Source organism: Streptomyces sp. NPDC057002, from assembly GCF_042673825.1.
Classification (GTDB): Bacteria; Actinomycetota; Actinomycetes; order Streptomycetales; family Streptomycetaceae; genus Streptomyces.
The window spans coordinates 541,749-556,765 of record NZ_JBHURZ010000003.1 but is presented as its reverse complement, the minus strand read 5'-3'; the positions used below and the strand labels follow the sequence as shown (position 1 = coordinate 556,765).

The following is a 15,017-nucleotide window of genomic DNA, read 5'->3' as shown; positions in this document are numbered from 1 at the left end:
AAATTTCCTTACTTGGTGAGGGAATCGAGAGAGGGGCCGAGGATCCAGCTGGCGATCTCTCGGATCGCGCCGTCGCCACCGGGGACGGTGGTGACCGCGCGTGCGGCGCCGCGCACGACGTCGTGGGCGCTCGCGACCGCCACGGGCCAGCCCGCGAGGGCGAAGCACGGGAGGTCATTGACGTCGTTGCCGACGTAGAGCACGCGCTCCGGCGCGATGCCCTGCTCCTCGCACCACTGCTTCAGCGCGAGGTCCTTGCGGTCGATGCCGTGCAGCACCGGGAGCTTGAGCTTCCGGGCCCGGGCGGCGACCACAGGGTTCTGTTCCGTGGACAGGATCAGCATCTTCAGGCCGCTCTTGCGGAGGGCCGCGATACCGAGTCCGTCCCCGCGGTGCACGGAGACGAATTCCCGTCCGTCGGAGTCGACGAGCACCCGGTCGTCGGTCTGGGTGCCGTCGAAGTCGAGGACGACCGCGTCGATGTCGTCGGCGGTCGGGAGCGCGCCGGGCCGGTCCGCGTCGAAGAGCGGGGCCAGGGCCCGGGCGCGGGCGAGGTCGTGCGGGTCGTCGATCTCCAGCACGCGCGCGGGGTCGGTGCGCACCAGTTCTGTGCGGCCGAAGAAGCGGTGCTGGTGCTTGCGGAAGCCGACCGCTTCCATGCCGTAGGCGGCGCCGGTCTCCAGCAGGTCCTGGGGGCGGTCCTGGCGGCGGGGGCGGAAGGACTTGTCGTGGTTGACGCCGTAGCCGCCGCCGGTGGCCGCGTCGGCCTCCGCGACGGTGCCGGCCGCGACCTCGTCCTCGGCGTCGCGCCAGACGAAGCCGTGGAACGGTGCCACGGTGAGCGCCGTGTCGGCGCCGTTCTCGACGATGGCCTCGACGACGCCGTCGATGTCCTCCCGGGTGATGAACGGGCTGGTGCACTGCACCAGCAGCACCACGTCCACGACCGCGCCGTGCAGGGCCTCGTGCGCGTCCACGGCGTGCAGGACGGCGGCCTCGGAGGTGGCCGTGTCGCCGGCGATGGCGGCGGGCCGCAGCACGACCTCGGCGCCCGCCTCGCGGGCGGCGGCCGCGATGGCCTGGTCGTCGGTGGAGACCACGACGTCCGTCACGAGCCGGGCGGCGCTGCACTCGCGCACCGCACGGGCCACCAGCGGGACGCCGCCGACGGGGAGGAGGTTCTTCGCGGGCACGCCCTTGGAGCCGCCGCGCGCGGGGATCACCGCGAGCACGCGGCGCACCGAGGCGCCTTGGCCCGCTTCCGGTTGGGACATGGGGACTACTCCTTGGGCAGGGGACTCGGGGCGGCTCACAGCTCGCCCATCCGCCGGATGACGGGCGCCACGCGCTGCACGCCGTGCCGGTAGGCGCCGCGCGCCGCCCGGCGCACGATCTGCCGGACCGGTCCGGGGTCCTTGTCGGCGGCGGGCGCGCCGGGCAGCGGGGTGCCGTCCGGGCCGAGGTGGTGGCGGGCGAGGATCCCGGGCAGATAGCCGGGCGCGGTGACGGGTGTGTAGTACGGGGCCAGCGGGGGCATGCCGCCGGGCCGGCCGAGCAGTTCGGCGATGCGTTCGCGGGCCGCGTCGAAGGCGGACTCGTAGGAGCCGTCCGCGACGACGCCCTGCCGGGCGACCCACTCCTCGTCGGGCGTGGGCCGGTGCCCGGCGTCGAGCTGGTCCCAGGAGGCGAGGCAGCCGGAGCCGACGAAGTGGTGGTTGCCGAGCGACTCGCGGATGCCGAGGTCGGTCAGGACGACGGTCGGGACCCGGCGGTGCAGCGACTCGAGGGCGGCCGTGGAGCTGACCGTCACCAGCAGGTCGGTGCGGTCGAGGACCTCGCCCATGTTCCCGTAGACCAGGCGGAAGTTGTCCGGCGGGTCGAGGCGCTGCACCAGCTTCTGGTACGGCAGCTCCTCGATGTGGGTAGTGTGCTCGCCCGGCTTGGAGCGCAGCTTCAGCAGCACCTCGCGCTCGGGGTGCCTGCGGGCGTGCTGGACCAGCCGGCTCAGCAGGTACGTACGGTCCTTGCGGCTGTCCGGGACGGAGGGCTGGGCGGCGAAGACGACCGTGTAGGGGTCGTGCTCGCCGGTGTAGGGGGCGCCGCCGAGGAACGGCAGGGCCACCTCGGTCACCGAGGAGGCGTCGGCGCCCACTCCGTCGTAGACGGCCCGGAAGCGGTCCGCGTCCTGTCGGGAGTTGGCGAGGACGAGGTCCGCGCCGTGCCGCAGCAGCAGGCCGTCGGCGAGCTTCTCGTAGACGACGCCGACGTAGCCGGTGACGACGACGGGCCGCTCGGCGCGGTCCTGCCAGACGCGCGCCAGGCCGTGCAGCATGGCCTGCACACCGCCGCCGACGAGGGCGAGGACGAGGAGGTCGTACGACTCCTCCTCCATGGCGCGCAGGAACTCGACGGCGGTGACCTCCCGCAGCGAGTCGGCGCGCACGCCCACTTCCTCCAGCTGGCGCGGGGTGGGCGTGGCCCGGCCGCGCAGCAGGAAGCCGTCGAGGACAGGGCGGACTTGCGCGCCCTCGCGCGGTCCGGCTTCCATGGACGGGCCCGGGGCGATGCGGTCCGCGGTCAGCGCACCCCATTTCCATCGGGTGTCTGAGTCCGCGAGGACGGCGATTCGCGGGCGCTTCGGTGTACTTGCTGGCACGTCGATGACGCTAGGAAGCGAATCCGAGGTATGGCGGAACCAGGACTCAACGAAAAGTTAACAACACCCCACCGAGAGCCGAACTGGCCTGCCGGAAGGCCGGAAGTACACGGGGTGCACCGTTCTGACACATTGAGTTCACCCGGTGTACGTTCATCGGAAAGTTGCGCTGCCGGGCGGGCTCCTAACGTTTTGCAGGTGCCTAAGCTTTCCGTGATCGTGCCGTTCTACAACGTGCAGCAATATGCCCCGGACACCCTCAGAAGCCTTCGACTGAACGCCGAGCGTGATTTCGAGTTCATCCTGGTCGACGACCATTCGAAGGATGAAACCCCGGCCATTCTCGAACGAGCGGCCGAGGAACTTTCGGATGTCGCCCAGGTGCGTTACATCCGCCACGAGGAGAACGGCGGGCTCGCCACCGCCCGGAACACCGGCCTGGACGCCGCCCAGGGCGAGTACCTGACGTTCCTGGACGGCGACGACTGGCTGGCCCCCGGCTACTTCACCGAACTGGTGTCCGCCATGGATGAGTTGGGGTGCGACTTCGTGCGCACCGACCATGTGCAGGCCACCGCGCGCGCCCGTTCCGTGAGCCGGGTGCCGGTGGGCCGCCGCTGGGAGGTGTTCAGCCCCCGGGACGCCATCCTCCCCGCCCACCGCTCGACGTCGGTGGACTACGCCTACGCCTGGGCCGGCGCCTATCACCGCCGCCTCCTCGACAAGGGCGTGCTCCACTTCACCCACGGGCTGCGCACGGCCGAGGACCGGCCGTGGATCTGGAAGCTGCACCGGGAGGCGGAGTCGTTCGCCGTGGTGAGCCTGCTGGGCGTGTTCTACCGGCGCGGGGTGGCCTCGTCGCTGACCCAGATCGGCGATGTCCGCCAGCTCGACTTCATCCGGGCCTTCGACCAGGTGATCGAGGAGACCGCGTCGGACCGCGACGCCGACCGGCTGCTCCCCAAGGCGGTGCGGACCTACTGCGCGATCATCGCCCACCACCTCTCCAACGAAGACAGGTTCGAACCGGCCGTGGCCAGACAGCTGCGGTCGATGAGCGCGGCGGCCATCAAGCGCATGCCGCAGGACGCGCTCGGTGACGCCTTGGAGGCGATGGACATGGACCGCTCGTCCAAGCTGCGGCGGCTGCGGCGCAGGGCCACCACCACGGAGGCGGCCGCCTGATGCCCGGGACCACTCAGATCTTCTGCGCCTCGACGCTGTACGGCGTCGCCACCCTGGCCGCCGCGATCGACTCCGACCTGTTCGACGAGCCGGACCGTCGTGTGCTGCTGGTGTTCAACAACTCCGCGACCCCGGAGACCACCCCGGCCCTCGACGAGATGCCGGGCTTCGCTCCGCTGCGCGAGCACTTCGACGAGGTGCTGTCCTGGAACGAGGCGATCCGCCCCTTCCACCCCGGGGCCTGGACGCCGCGCTCCGACGACATCCCCCTGTTCGAGCGCTATCTGCGGATGCTGTGGGGTCTCGGCGACGACCGCGTGAGCCTGGTCCTGGAGTCCATCCAGGTGGCGCCCGCGCTGACCGTGGCCCAGCTGTTCACCGACGCCCCCATCGACGTCTACGCCGACGGGCTGATGAGCTACGGCCCGACGCGCAACAAGCTCGACCCGCTGGTCGGCACGCGGGTGCGGCGGCTGCTGCACCTCGATCTGGTGCCGGGGCTCACGCCGATGCTGCTGACCGAGTTCGAGGTGCCGGCGCACCTGGTGCCGTCGCCCGCGTTCCTGAAGGTGCTGGGCGAGGTCACCGAGACCGTCCCCGAGCTGCCCGCCGTGCCCGGTGACGCGGCGCTGCTGCTCGGCCAGTATCTGTCGGCGCTGAACATCCTCTCCCCGGAGGAAGAGGAAGACCTGCATGTGCGGATGATGCGGGGCGCGGTCGCCCGCGGCCACCGCACGGTCGTCTTCAAGCCGCATCCGACCGCGCCGGCCCGCTACAGCCGCGCCCTGGAGACCGAGGCCGAGAAGCTCGGCGTGGACCTCACCGTGCTGGACACGCCCGTGCTCGCCGAGGTGCTGTTCGACCGGGCCCGGCCCGCGCTGGTCGTCGGCTGCTTCTCGACCGCGCTGTTCACGGCCTCGGCGCTCTACGACCTGCCGGTCGCGCGCATCGGCACCGAGCTGCTGCTGGAGCGGCTGACGCCGTACCAGAACAGCAACCGGATCCCCACCACCCTCGCGGACGCGCTGCTGCCCGACCTGGACGGCGGGCAGGAGAGCGACATCCTGCCGGCCGAGCGGCTGTCCGGTCTGGTCACCGCCGTCGGGTTCACCATGCAGCCGCAGATCTACCCGGAGCTGCGCCCGCAGGCGGAGCTGTTCCTCTCCCGGTATCTCGGTCCGCGCACCCGGCGCTACTTCAAGAAGCGCCGTCTCACCTCGCTCGGCCTGCCCGGCGGTATTCCGCAGCGGCTGGCCTTCCTGCCGCGCAATTCCACGGCACGCCGGGTGGTCCGGCGGGCCAGGGCGCTGCGCAAGGCGGTACGCCGCTGAAAACGTATGCCGAGCACCGCAAGGGCGTCGGTCCGCCGCAGAAGCGCGGGCCGGCGCCTCGCGTTTTCGCCACCGGTATCCGACATCCAGATGAATCCATGGGAACAGGAAGGCGAAGCCTGTTTCCGTCGAACGTTTAAGCGTCAATTCACGTCCTAGGGTGACAGGCGGCGCCCTGCCCGCCCACAGGCGGCTCAGGTGAAGGACATACGAGCTACAGAGGTTTCCAGCGTGACCGAGACGGTCGTCAGCACCCGCAAGCCCCAGCCCGAAGTCACCGTGCTGGTCGAACCACCGGGAGCCACGAACGTCCCGCGGCGCAGGAAGGGCTCCGGCGGCCGGCTGCGTGCCCTGGACGGCCTGCGGCTGGTGGCCGCGCTGATGGTGGCGGCGTACCACTACGGCGGTCGCGACGGTGAGGTCTCCGAGGCCTGGGGCAGCTCGCCCAAGGTCCAGTTCCCCACGCTGCACGAGTTCTTCGCCTACGGCTGCCTCGGCGTCCAGGTCTTCTTCGTCATCAGCGGGTTCGTGATCTGCATGAGCGGCTGGGGCCGTCCCCTGAAGTCGTTCTTCGCCTCCCGCGCATCCCGGCTGCTGCCCGCCTACTGGGTGGCGGTCGCGATAGTGACGGTGGTGTTCGCCCTGCCGGTGGTGGCCTACAAGGCGGTGTCGCCGAGCGACGCGCTGGTCAACCTGACCATGCTGCAGATGCCGCTGGGCGTGGACCGGGTGCTCGGGGTGTGCTGGACGCTGTGGGCGGAGGTCCGCTTCTACGCCCTGTTCGCGCTCTGCGTGGTGCTCCCGGGGGCCAGTCGCCGCCGGGTGATCATGTTCTGCGCGGGCTGGATGCTGGCGGCGGTGATCGCGGACAACGCGAACATGCCGCTGCTCGACATCGTCCTGATGCCCGAGTACGCCCCGTACTTCATCGGCGGTGTCGGCCTCTACCTCGTCCATCTCGACCGGCGGGACGCCTACGCGTGGGGCATCGTCGCCGTCAGCTGGCTGATCGGGCAGCACTACGCGGTGCAGAGCCTGTGGCACGCCGCCGGCGCGGACGGTTTCTCCTACCGCTCCTCGACCGGCATCGTCCTCGTCGTGACCTTCGGCTTCCTGGCGGTCGCTGCGATCGCGCTGGGCTGGCTGCGCTGGGCCAACTGGGGCTGGCTGACCGTGGCGGGGGCGCTGACATATCCGTTCTATCTCGTCCACGAACACCTCGGCTGGGTGGTGATCCACGCGCTGCACCGCGGCCTGGGCCTGCCATCCGGGGCGACATTCGCCCTGACCGCGGCCTCAATGCTGCTGCTCGCGTGGTTGCTGAACCAGTATGTGGAGAAGCCCCTGACGCCACGCCTGCGGGCAGTGCTGGCGAAGGACCGCTGAGCTGTTCACGGGACGTTCAACCGACCGTCGGTTTGGGCATCGCTCAGAGAGAAGGCTCGTCTCATGACCAACGCACAAGTCACCGACAAGCACCCCGGCGAACTCGCCGACGTCCCGGGCTGGTTCCCGCCGCTGGACCAGATGTTGTTCACCTGGTTCCTGGAGCGGCAGCAGAAGCAGGGAATGAAGGGCGATCTGCTGGAGCTCGGCGTCTACATGGGCAAGAGCGCGATCCTGCTCGGCCACCACCTCCAGGACGGCGAAAAGTTCACGGTCTGCGACCTGTTCGAGGGCGATGCCCCGGACGGGGCCAACCAGGCGGAGTCGGCGAAGTCGTATGCCTCGCTGACCCAGCAGACCTTCGAGCGGAACTACCTCTCCTTCCACGACGACCTGCCCACGGTGATCGCGGCGCCCAGCTCCGTGGTGTCCGAGAAGGTGGCCCCGGCCAGCTGCCGCTTCATCCACGTCGACGCCTCGCACCTGTACGAGCACGTGCACGGCGACATCGGCGCGGCCCACGACATCCTGGTGCCCGAGGGCATCGTCGTCCTCGACGACTTCCGCTCCGAGCACACCCCGGGTGTCTCGGTCGCCGCCTGGGAGGCCGTCCTCAACCGCGGTCTGCGCCCGATCTGCCTCAGCACGCAGAAGCTGTACGGCACCTGGGGAGATCCCGAGCCGCTCCAGGAGGAACTGCTCGACATGCTGCGGCAGCGCTCGGACGTCGGGCTGAGCGTGCAGTCGGCGGCCGGGCACCGGCTGGTCCGCGCCCGGTCCCGGGGCATGAAGCCGCCGCCGTTCCCGGCCTCCCGGCACTATGTGGCGCCGCCGGCCGCGGCGAAGGCCCCGGCCGCCGAGGTGACCGAGTCCCGTGCGGCGCGACCGGCCCGGCCCGCCCCGTCCCGGGCGCGCCGGCTCGCCAAGGACCTGCTGCCGCCCCTGGTCACCCGGGCCGTACGGCGGGCGCGCGCGAAGCGTTCCTGACGCCGGGGTGTCATGAAACCCCGTAGCGCGCCCCGATCCCGTCGATCACGAGGGCGAGTCCCTCCTCGAAGTGCTGCTCGTACTCCTCGAAGATCTCCGCGCCCGCCTGGGCCGACAAGGGAAAGTCGGCCATCAGGCGGGCGCGTTCGTTCACGTCGTAGCCCTCACGGCGCTCGTCCGGCAGGGGCCGCACGCCCTGCTCCTCGGTGACGAAGCCGAGCGTGTACATGTACGCCGTGGTGAGCGCGCGGGCCGCCTGGGCGAGGGTGAGACCGGCGGCCGTGAACAGGCGCAGGTTCTCCTCCATCTGTCCGGCGTGCTCGATGCCGGTGAAGCGTGAGCCGCTGAACACCTTCGCGCCGTCCCGGTAGCCGAGCAGGGCCGCGCGCAGCCCCCGGTTGGCCTTCAGCAGCCGTTCCCGCCAGGTGTCGGCCGGGTCGAGCGAGGCCCCGGCGACCATCCGGCGGTACATCTCCGTCGCCATCTCGTCGAGCAGCGCCTGCTTGTCCTTGAAGTGCCAGTAGAGGGCGGGCGCCTTCACATCCAGCTCCCGGGCGATGGCCCGCAGGGTCAGACCGTCCAGGCCCACCTCGTTCAGCAGCCGCAGGGCGGTGTCGGCGACCCGCCGCCGGTCCAGGGGCTCACGTCGTTCCGTACTCACGCTTGACAACTTAACACCGTTAAGGCGACCCTCGGACAGAGGGTTACTTAACAGCGTTAAGGAGATGGTGGATCATGGACACGGACGTGCTGGTGGTGGGCGCGGGCCCGACGGGCCTGGCACTCGGCATCGACCTCGCCCGGCGGGGCGTGGCCGCGCTGGTCGTCGAGCGGGCCCAGGCGCTGTTCCCCGGCTCGCGCGGCAAGGGCATCCAGCCGCGCACGATGGAGGTCTTCGACGATCTGGGCGTGCTGGACGCGATCCGCGCGGCGGGCGGCCGCTACCCGGTGGGGATGATCTGGCAGGACGGCAGGCGGGCCGGCGAGCACCGGATGTTCGACCCGGCCGAGGCGAGCGAGGACGCGCCGTACACGGAGCCGTGGATGGTGCCGCAGTGGCGCACGCAGGAGATCCTGCACGCGCGGCTGGCCGGGCTGGGAGGAGAGGTGGCCTTCGGCCGGGAGCTCGCCGGTCTGACGCAGGACGCTGACGGGGTGCGCGCGGAATTCGCCTCGGGCGAGCCCGTCACCGCCCGGTACGCGGTCGCGGCGGACGGCGGCCGCTCGACGGTGCGCAGGCTCCTCGGCATCGGTATGGCGGGCGAGACCCTCGACCCGAACCCGACCCTGGTGGCCGACGTCCGGATCAGCGGCCTGGACCGGGACAACTGGCACATCTTCCCGCCGGCCGGGGACGGCGACGGCTACCTCGCGCTCTGCCCGCTGGCCGGCACGGAGGACTTCCAGCTGGTCGCGCAGTTCCCCGACGGGACGGCCCCGGACCTCTCGCTGGAGGGCATACGGAAGGTCGTCGCCGCCCGCTCGCACCTCGCCCCCGAGACCGTGACCGAGCTGCGCTGGGCCTCGGACTTCCGCCCCCGGGCGGCCTTGGCGGACCGCTTCCGCTCCGGGCGGGTCTTCCTCGCCGGCGACGCGGCCCATGTGCACTCCCCGGCCGGCGGCCAGGGCCTCAACACCAGCGTCCAGGACGCCTACAACCTGGGCTGGAAACTGGGCGCGGTGCTGCGCGACGGCACGGAGGCGGCCCTGCTCGACTCCTACGAGGAGGAACGGCGTCCCGTCGCCGCCGACATGCTCGGGCTGTCCACCAGCGTGCACCGGGGCGAGACCCGGCGGGGCGAGGCGACCCGTCAGCTGGGCCTCGGCTACCGCGCGTCGTCACTCACACGGGAGACACGCACCGGCCCGGGACGGGTACGGGCCGGCGACCGGGCACCCGACGGGACGGTGGACGGGACCCGCCTCTTCGACGCGTTCCGCGGACCGCACTGGACGCTGCTGGCCCTGGGCGGAGCACGGCCTCCCGCCCTCGGCGAGCAGGTGCGGACCGTCCACGGCCCGGCGCACGGGGCCTACGGGGCCGGGCTGTTCCTCGTACGGCCCGACGGCTACGTCGGCTGGGCCGGGGACTCGGCGACCGGTCTCACGGAGTACTTCGCCCGGTTCGGCCCGCGCCGGTGAGGCGCTACGCGCCGCTCGCCAGGGACAGCTTCGCCGCGAAGCCCAGGAACAGGGCCCCCGCCGCCGACGTGGCGCCCGCGGCGAGCCGCTTGCGGCTGCGGAAGGCGGCGGCCAGCCGGGTGCCGCCGAATATCAGCGCGCTGAGGTACAGGACGCTGGCCAGCGTGGCGAAGGTGCCGAGGACGACGAAGGAGACGGCCGGGTAGGCGTAGCCCGGGTCGACGAACTGGACGAAGAAGGCGACGAAGAACAGGATCGCCTTGGGATTGAGGAGACTGATGACCAGCGCCCTGCGGAAGGGCCGCTCATCGGCCGGCGCCCCGGGCGCGCCGCCCTCCGCGGCCCGTTCACGACGGGTCCGCCACAGGCCCCAGGCCGCGCGCAGCATCCCGACCGCCAGCCAGGCCAGATACCCGGCGCCGGCGTACTTCACGATCCCGAACAGCACGGCGTTCGCCTGGAGCAGCGAGGCGACCCCGGCCGCCGACAGCGTCATCAGCACCGCGTCCCCGCACCACACCCCGGCCGCGGCCCGATACGCGGTGCGCGTACCGCGTCGCGCGGCGACGGAGATCACGTACAGCGAGTTGGGACCGGGCAACAGGACGATCAGGACGAGGCCCACAAGGTAGGTGGGCAGATCGATGACACCGAACATGCAAATGAGTGTCGCACGCGGGTCCGACACCGCTCCTCCCCCGGTCACCGGCCCCGGTTCAGAAGACGTCCGAGGGGACATACGCCCCCCACACCTCCCGCAGCGCGTCGCACACCTCGCCCACGGTCGTCCGTGCTCGCAGGGCCTCGCGCATCGGGTACAGGACGTTGTCGGAACCCCGTGCGGCCTTCTTCAGAGCCGTGAGCGCGGTGTCCACCGCTCGCTGGTCGCGCTCCGCGCGGAGCGCGGCCAGGCGTTCGGCCTGCCGGGCCTCGATGGCCGGGTCGACGCGCAGCGGCTCGTAGGGCTCCTCCTCGTCGAGCCGGAAGCGGTTGACGCCGACCACGACCCGCTCGCCGGAGTCGGTCTCCCGGGCGATCCGGTAGGCGCTGCGCTCGATCTCGTCCTTCTGGAAGCCGTGCTCGATGGCGCCGACCGCGCCGCCCAGCTCCTCGACCCTGGCCATCAGTTCGACGGCCGCGGCCTCGACGTCGTCGGTCATCCTCTCGACGACGTAGGAGCCCGCGAGGGGGTCGACGGTCGCCGTCACGTCCGTCTCGTAGGCGAGGACCTGCTGGGTGCGCAGGGCCAGGCGCGCGCTCTTGTCGGTCGGCAGGGCGATCGCCTCGTCGAAGGAGTTGGTGTGGAGGGACTGGGTGCCGCCGAGGACCGCTCCCAGGCCCTGCACGGCGACGCGGACCAGGTTCACCTCGGGCTGCTGGGCCGTCAGCTGCACCCCGGCCGTCTGTGTGTGGAAGCGCAGCATCAGCGACTTGGGGTTCCTCGCGCCGAACTCCTCCTTCATCACCCGCGCCCAGATCCGCCGTGCGGCACGGAACTTGGCGACCTCCTCCAGGAACGTCGTACGGGCGACGAAGAAGAACGACAGGCGCGGCGCGAAGTCGTCCACGTCCATGCCCGCCGCCACCGCGGTACGGACGTATTCGACACCGTCGGCCAGGGTGAAAGCGATCTCCTGCGCGGGCGAGGCGCCCGCCTCGGCCATGTGGTAGCCGGAGATGGAGATCGTGTTCCACCTCGGGATCTCGGCCCCGCAGTACCGGAAGATGTCCGCGGTCAGCCGCAGCGACGGCTTCGGCGGGAAGATGTACGTGCCCCGGGCGATGTACTCCTTCAGCACATCGTTCTGGATCGTCCCCGTCAGCCGTGCGGCCGGCACGCCCTGCTCCTCGGCGACCAGTTGGTAGAGCAGGAGCAGCAGGGCCGCGGGGGCGTTGATCGTCATCGACGTCGAGACCTGGTCCAGCGGGATGCCGCCGAACAGCACCCGCATGTCGTCGACGGAGTCGATGGCGACGCCGACCTTGCCGACCTCGCCGTGCGCGATGGGGGCGTCGGAGTCGTGGCCCATCTGGGTGGGCAGGTCGAAGGCGACCGACAGGCCCGTCGTGCCGTGGGCGATCAGCTGCCGGTAGCGGGCGTTGGACTCCGTCGCCGTACCGAAGCCCGCGTACTGGCGCATCGTCCAGGGACGGCCGGTGTACATCGACGGGTACACGCCCCGCGTGAAGGGGTACGCCCCCGGATCCCCCAGCTTCTCCGCGGGATCCCAGCCCTCGAGGGCCTCCGGCCCGTAGACCGGCTCGATGGGCAGCCCGGACTCCGACTCACGCGCCATGGTGTGATGCCTCCCGCCGAGCAGTGGGTGGTCGGGACCTCGCTCACCACCATGCCCCCTGGTTCGCGACGGGTCACGCCGGGGGAACATCTGAGGTGGCATCCGGGCACACCGGTGAGACAACAGGGGGCCGCGTGCGTACCAAGGGCATGGGGAGAGCGATCGCGGCGGCGCTCGCCGCGCTGGCCGCGGTGACCGGCTGCACGGTGCAGCCCTCGGACGGCGACGGAAAAGGCCGCTCGCCGGTGCACATCGAGTTACCCAGTGGCACCCCGTCCCCGGCGCGCACCCCGGCCGGCGGCGGCAGCCCGAGCACCGCCCCCGACCCGCCCGACGACGACAAGCCCAGCGCGGCACCACCCGCCCCGGCCCGTGTGCTGTGGTCCCGCGGTGCCACCGGCCGGGACGTCCGCGAGCTCCAGGCCCGGCTGCGGCAGGTCGCCTGGCTCTTCGAGGGGCCGACCGGGACGTACGGCGAACAGACGGAGCGGGCGGTCAGCGGCTTCCAGGGCAAGCGCGGGCTGCCGCGCACCGGGCGCATGGACACCGTCACCTGGCAGCGGCTGCTGGGGATGACCCGCGAGCCGGGCCGGTGGGACCGGTACCTGATGGGCGGCCAGCCGGCCGACCCGCCGGACCCGCGCTGCACGAGGGGCCGGGTGCTGTGCATCGACAAGACCAGCAGGACGCTGCGCTGGATGATCGACGGGCGGACCGTCTCGACGGTGGCCGTCCGCTTCGGCTCGAGCGGCACGCCGACCCGGGAGGGCGTCTTCTCCGTCTACTGGAAGTCCCGCGACCATGTGTCGACGCTCTACGACTCACCCATGCCCTACGCGATGTTCTTCAGCGGCGGCCAGGCCGTGCACTACTCGACGGACTTCGCCGCCCGGGGCTACGCGGGGGCCTCGCACGGCTGCGTCAACGTACGGGACGAGGCGGCGATCGCGGAGCTGTACGCGCAGGTCCGCGACGGCGACAAGGTCGTCGTGTCCTGGTGAGGACGCGGGAGGGAAGTTGGGGCGCGGGCGGGACCGGGGGAACGTGTCCCGCCCGCGCTCAGGTGCACGAGCCGTAGGTACGGGGGGAACCCCGGCTCTGTGCGACGGCCGATGACCAGTCGGCTCACTCATTACTGCGCCGGGGCGGCCGAAAACGTCACACCCTCGGCCAGGAGATTTTCACGGAGTACGAAACCGCAGGTCGGAGGGGTGCGAGAGACTGCCGGGAGTGGCCGCGGTCCGCGTCGTCATCGTCGGCGTTCCGCTGCTCGGCACGCGTCCCGGCCTGGCGGTCGGCCTTCCGCTCGGCCTTGTCGTGCTTGCGGTCCCGCTTCCCGTCCCGCTCTCGGTCCCCGTCCCGGTCCTTGTCCCGGTCCTCGTTCCGGGACCCGCCCTTGCCGCTGTCCTCGTCGTTCCGGTCCGTGGAGCGGGAGCCGGACGTGGACAGGACGCCCTTGCAGTACTTCCACACCCGGGTGCCGCCCGCCGCGTCCCGCAGGGCGCGCCTGCGGTCGGCGTCCAGCCGCTTGCCGTCGCGGAGGTCGCGGCAGGCGGAGGCGATCTTCCTGCGGCTGTCGCCGGGGCGGTCTCCCCGCTCGCCGGAGCCGGGCTTCGGTGCCGCGTCCTCGCGTGCCTCGCCCCGCCCGGTGCCACCGGCACCGCCCGCCGCGGGGCCGCTCGGGACGTCGTCCGGGGTGGACCCGCCCTGCACCTCGTCACTCGGCGAGGGCGACTCCAGCGGGCGTTCGGGAGGAGAGACGGCGGCGGAGACCGAGGCACCGGGGTCGGGCTCGTCGCCGCCGAACGGTGTCAGGACTCCGGTTCCGGCCGCGACCGCGATCCCGCCGACCATGCCGACCGCCAGCACGGCGGCCAGGGCGAGGCGTGCGGGACGGGCCCAGCGAGGCCGCCGGACATCGCCGGAGCCGCTGCCGCGCGAGGTTCCGATCCGGACGAGTCCGGCGTCCACGACCTCGTCGGCGGCCTGTCCGCCCGTGGCCCCCGAGGCCGCGAGGGCCGCCGCGGCGTCGGCACGTTCCGCGCGCACCTTGCGGAATGCGGCCATCGCCGCGGCCTCACCGGGGAGTTCCTCGCTGGTCAGCGGGGGTGACGCGGACAGCGCACCGAGCGTCCTCGCGAGTCGTTCGGCCTGGCCGCGGTCGGCGCCGTCGACAGCTTCGAGTGGCTCTCCGCTCAGCAAACGCTCCGCCGTTTCGCGGTCCAGCCACCTGTACTGCTCGTCGGCCATCACACATCCTTCTGCGTCCGCGGGACGCTGCGCGTCACACCTGCGGACGTCACCGCACCGCCGCGCGGTTCTCGCTGGGGCGGCAGGGCGTCGAGCACCCCGGCCGATTCCGGATCGGCCTCCGGGTCGTCGCCGAGCAGCTCGGCGAGCCGCCGCAGACCCCGGTGTGCCGCCGTCCGGACGGCGCCCGGGCGCTTGCCGAGCGTCTCGGCGGCGGACTTCGCGTCGAGCCCCACGACCACCCGCAGCACGACCGCCTCGGCCTGGTCCTGCGGCAGCCGGGATATCAGGGAGAACGTGCCGTCGGTGGCGAGCGCCTCCATGGCCTCGCCTGCGGTGTCGGACTCGGCGGCCCGGCCGGTCAGTTCGGTCTCGTCACCGCCGATCGCGGGCCGGCGCCCGCGCATGCGTATGTGGTCCAGCGCGCGATTGCGGGCGATACGGGCGGCCCAGCCGCGGAAACGGTCCGCGTCGCCGGTGAACCGCTCCAGGTCACGGGCTATCTGCAACCAGGCCTCGGACGTCACGTCCTCGGCGTCGGGGTCGCCGACCAGCGTCCGTACATATCCGAGCAGCCGCGGGTGCACGGCTCGGTACACAGTCCGGAACGCGGTTTCATCTCCGTCCTGTGCCGCACGCACCGCGGCGGTCAGCTCCGCGTCGTCCCCCAGCACCGCGCGCCCTTCTGCGCCTAAGCCGGCGCCGCTCTCGCGGACCGGATTCTCGCCGTCGTGGTTCCTCAAGTGATGGTTGCGGTGTTAACTCCGCAGGTGGTTGCGGTGG

13 protein-coding genes are annotated in these 15,017 nt (G+C 71.8%); 6 read left to right on the top strand and 7 right to left on the bottom strand.

Features of this window, described 5'->3' with window-relative positions:
• Positions 1-8: 8 nt before the first annotated feature.
• Positions 9-1,274, bottom strand: coding sequence for a cytidylyltransferase domain-containing protein (locus tag ACFT32_RS17045; RefSeq protein ID WP_382489682.1), 1,266 nt, complete (start codon positions 1,272-1,274; stop codon positions 9-11).
• Between the two features lie 35 nt (positions 1,275-1,309).
• A complete protein-coding gene (locus ACFT32_RS17040; protein WP_382489680.1) occupies positions 1,310-2,656 on the bottom strand; it encodes a DUF6716 putative glycosyltransferase in 1,347 nt (448 codons plus the stop codon).
• 198 nt (positions 2,657-2,854) lie between these two features.
• On the opposite strand from ACFT32_RS17040, the gene ACFT32_RS17035 reads away from it, so the two are divergent.
• The 4 genes from ACFT32_RS17035 (at position 2,855) to ACFT32_RS17020 (ending at position 7,545) form a co-directional block, all read left to right on the top strand.
• The gene (locus ACFT32_RS17035) at positions 2,855-3,841 is read left to right on the top strand and encodes a glycosyltransferase family 2 protein (RefSeq protein WP_382489679.1); all 987 of its coding nucleotides are present in this window, start codon (positions 2,855-2,857) and stop codon (positions 3,839-3,841) included.
• Positions 3,841-5,172, top strand: coding sequence for an alpha-2,8-polysialyltransferase family protein (locus ACFT32_RS17030; RefSeq protein WP_382489677.1), 1,332 nt, complete (start codon positions 3,841-3,843; stop codon positions 5,170-5,172). The genes ACFT32_RS17035 and ACFT32_RS17030 overlap by 1 nt, the downstream gene beginning before the upstream one ends.
• A gap of 231 nt (positions 5,173-5,403) precedes the next feature.
• Positions 5,404-6,558, top strand: a complete 1,155-nt coding sequence (locus ACFT32_RS17025; RefSeq protein WP_382489675.1) for an acyltransferase family protein — start codon at positions 5,404-5,406, stop codon at positions 6,556-6,558.
• 63 nt (positions 6,559-6,621) lie between these two features.
• Positions 6,622-7,545 carry a class I SAM-dependent methyltransferase gene (locus tag ACFT32_RS17020; RefSeq protein WP_382489673.1) on the top strand — a complete coding sequence of 308 codons (924 nt, stop codon included), beginning with the start codon at positions 6,622-6,624 and terminating at the stop codon, positions 7,543-7,545.
• A 10-nt stretch (positions 7,546-7,555) separates the two neighbouring features.
• On the opposite strand, the gene ACFT32_RS17015 is transcribed toward ACFT32_RS17020, so the two are convergent.
• Positions 7,556-8,206: a TetR/AcrR family transcriptional regulator C-terminal domain-containing protein gene (locus tag ACFT32_RS17015; protein WP_382489671.1), complete on the bottom strand. Its 651-nt coding sequence runs from the start codon at positions 8,204-8,206 to the stop codon at positions 7,556-7,558.
• Between the two features lie 74 nt (positions 8,207-8,280).
• Here ACFT32_RS17015 and ACFT32_RS17010 point away from each other — a divergent pair, with 74 nt between their 5' ends.
• Positions 8,281-9,687 (top strand): FAD-dependent oxidoreductase, encoded by a 1,407-nt coding sequence (locus ACFT32_RS17010; RefSeq protein WP_382489669.1) that lies wholly within the window; start codon positions 8,281-8,283, stop codon positions 9,685-9,687.
• 4 nt (positions 9,688-9,691) lie between these two features.
• On the opposite strand, the gene leuE is transcribed toward ACFT32_RS17010, so the two are convergent.
• Both leuE and ACFT32_RS17000 read right to left on the bottom strand, forming a co-directional pair.
• Entirely contained in the window at positions 9,692-10,345 is a 654-nt protein-coding gene (leuE, locus tag ACFT32_RS17005; RefSeq protein ID WP_382489667.1) for a leucine efflux protein LeuE, read from the bottom strand.
• Between the two features lie 58 nt (positions 10,346-10,403).
• Positions 10,404-11,984, bottom strand: coding sequence for a methylmalonyl-CoA mutase (locus ACFT32_RS17000; protein WP_382489665.1), 1,581 nt, complete (start codon positions 11,982-11,984; stop codon positions 10,404-10,406).
• 149 nt (positions 11,985-12,133) lie between these two features.
• Here ACFT32_RS17000 and ACFT32_RS16995 point away from each other — a divergent pair, with 149 nt between their 5' ends.
• Positions 12,134-12,985, top strand: coding sequence for a L,D-transpeptidase family protein (locus tag ACFT32_RS16995; protein ID WP_382490727.1), 852 nt, complete (start codon positions 12,134-12,136; stop codon positions 12,983-12,985).
• Between the two features lie 157 nt (positions 12,986-13,142).
• On the opposite strand, the gene ACFT32_RS16990 is transcribed toward ACFT32_RS16995, so the two are convergent.
• Positions 13,143-14,234, bottom strand: coding sequence for a hypothetical protein (locus ACFT32_RS16990; protein WP_382489663.1), 1,092 nt, complete (start codon positions 14,232-14,234; stop codon positions 13,143-13,145).
• Positions 14,234-14,908 (bottom strand): RNA polymerase sigma factor, encoded by a 675-nt coding sequence (locus tag ACFT32_RS16985; RefSeq protein ID WP_382489661.1) that lies wholly within the window; start codon positions 14,906-14,908, stop codon positions 14,234-14,236. The genes ACFT32_RS16990 and ACFT32_RS16985 overlap by 1 nt, the downstream gene beginning before the upstream one ends.
• Between the last annotated feature and the right edge of the window lie 109 nt (positions 14,909-15,017).

What these genes read in the sequence shown, in the direction of transcription:
- ACFT32_RS17045 (WP_382489682.1), bottom strand. Translation starts at nt 1,274, where the DNA reads ATGTCCCAACCGGAAGCGGGCCAAGGCGCCTCGGTGCGCCGCGTGCTC.
- ACFT32_RS17030 (WP_382489677.1), top strand. Translation starts at nt 3,841, where the DNA reads ATGCCCGGGACCACTCAGATCTTCTGCGCCTCGACGCTGTACGGCGTC.
- ACFT32_RS16995 (WP_382490727.1), top strand. Translation starts at nt 12,134, where the DNA reads ATGGGGAGAGCGATCGCGGCGGCGCTCGCCGCGCTGGCCGCGGTGACC.
- leuE (WP_382489667.1), bottom strand. Translation starts at nt 10,345, where the DNA reads ATGTTCGGTGTCATCGATCTGCCCACCTACCTTGTGGGCCTCGTCCTG.
- ACFT32_RS17010 (WP_382489669.1), top strand. Translation starts at nt 8,281, where the DNA reads ATGGACACGGACGTGCTGGTGGTGGGCGCGGGCCCGACGGGCCTGGCA.
- ACFT32_RS16990 (WP_382489663.1), bottom strand. Translation starts at nt 14,234, where the DNA reads ATGGCCGACGAGCAGTACAGGTGGCTGGACCGCGAAACGGCGGAGCGT.
- ACFT32_RS17000 (WP_382489665.1), bottom strand. Translation starts at nt 11,984, where the DNA reads ATGGCGCGTGAGTCGGAGTCCGGGCTGCCCATCGAGCCGGTCTACGGG.
- ACFT32_RS17020 (WP_382489673.1), top strand. Translation starts at nt 6,622, where the DNA reads ATGACCAACGCACAAGTCACCGACAAGCACCCCGGCGAACTCGCCGAC.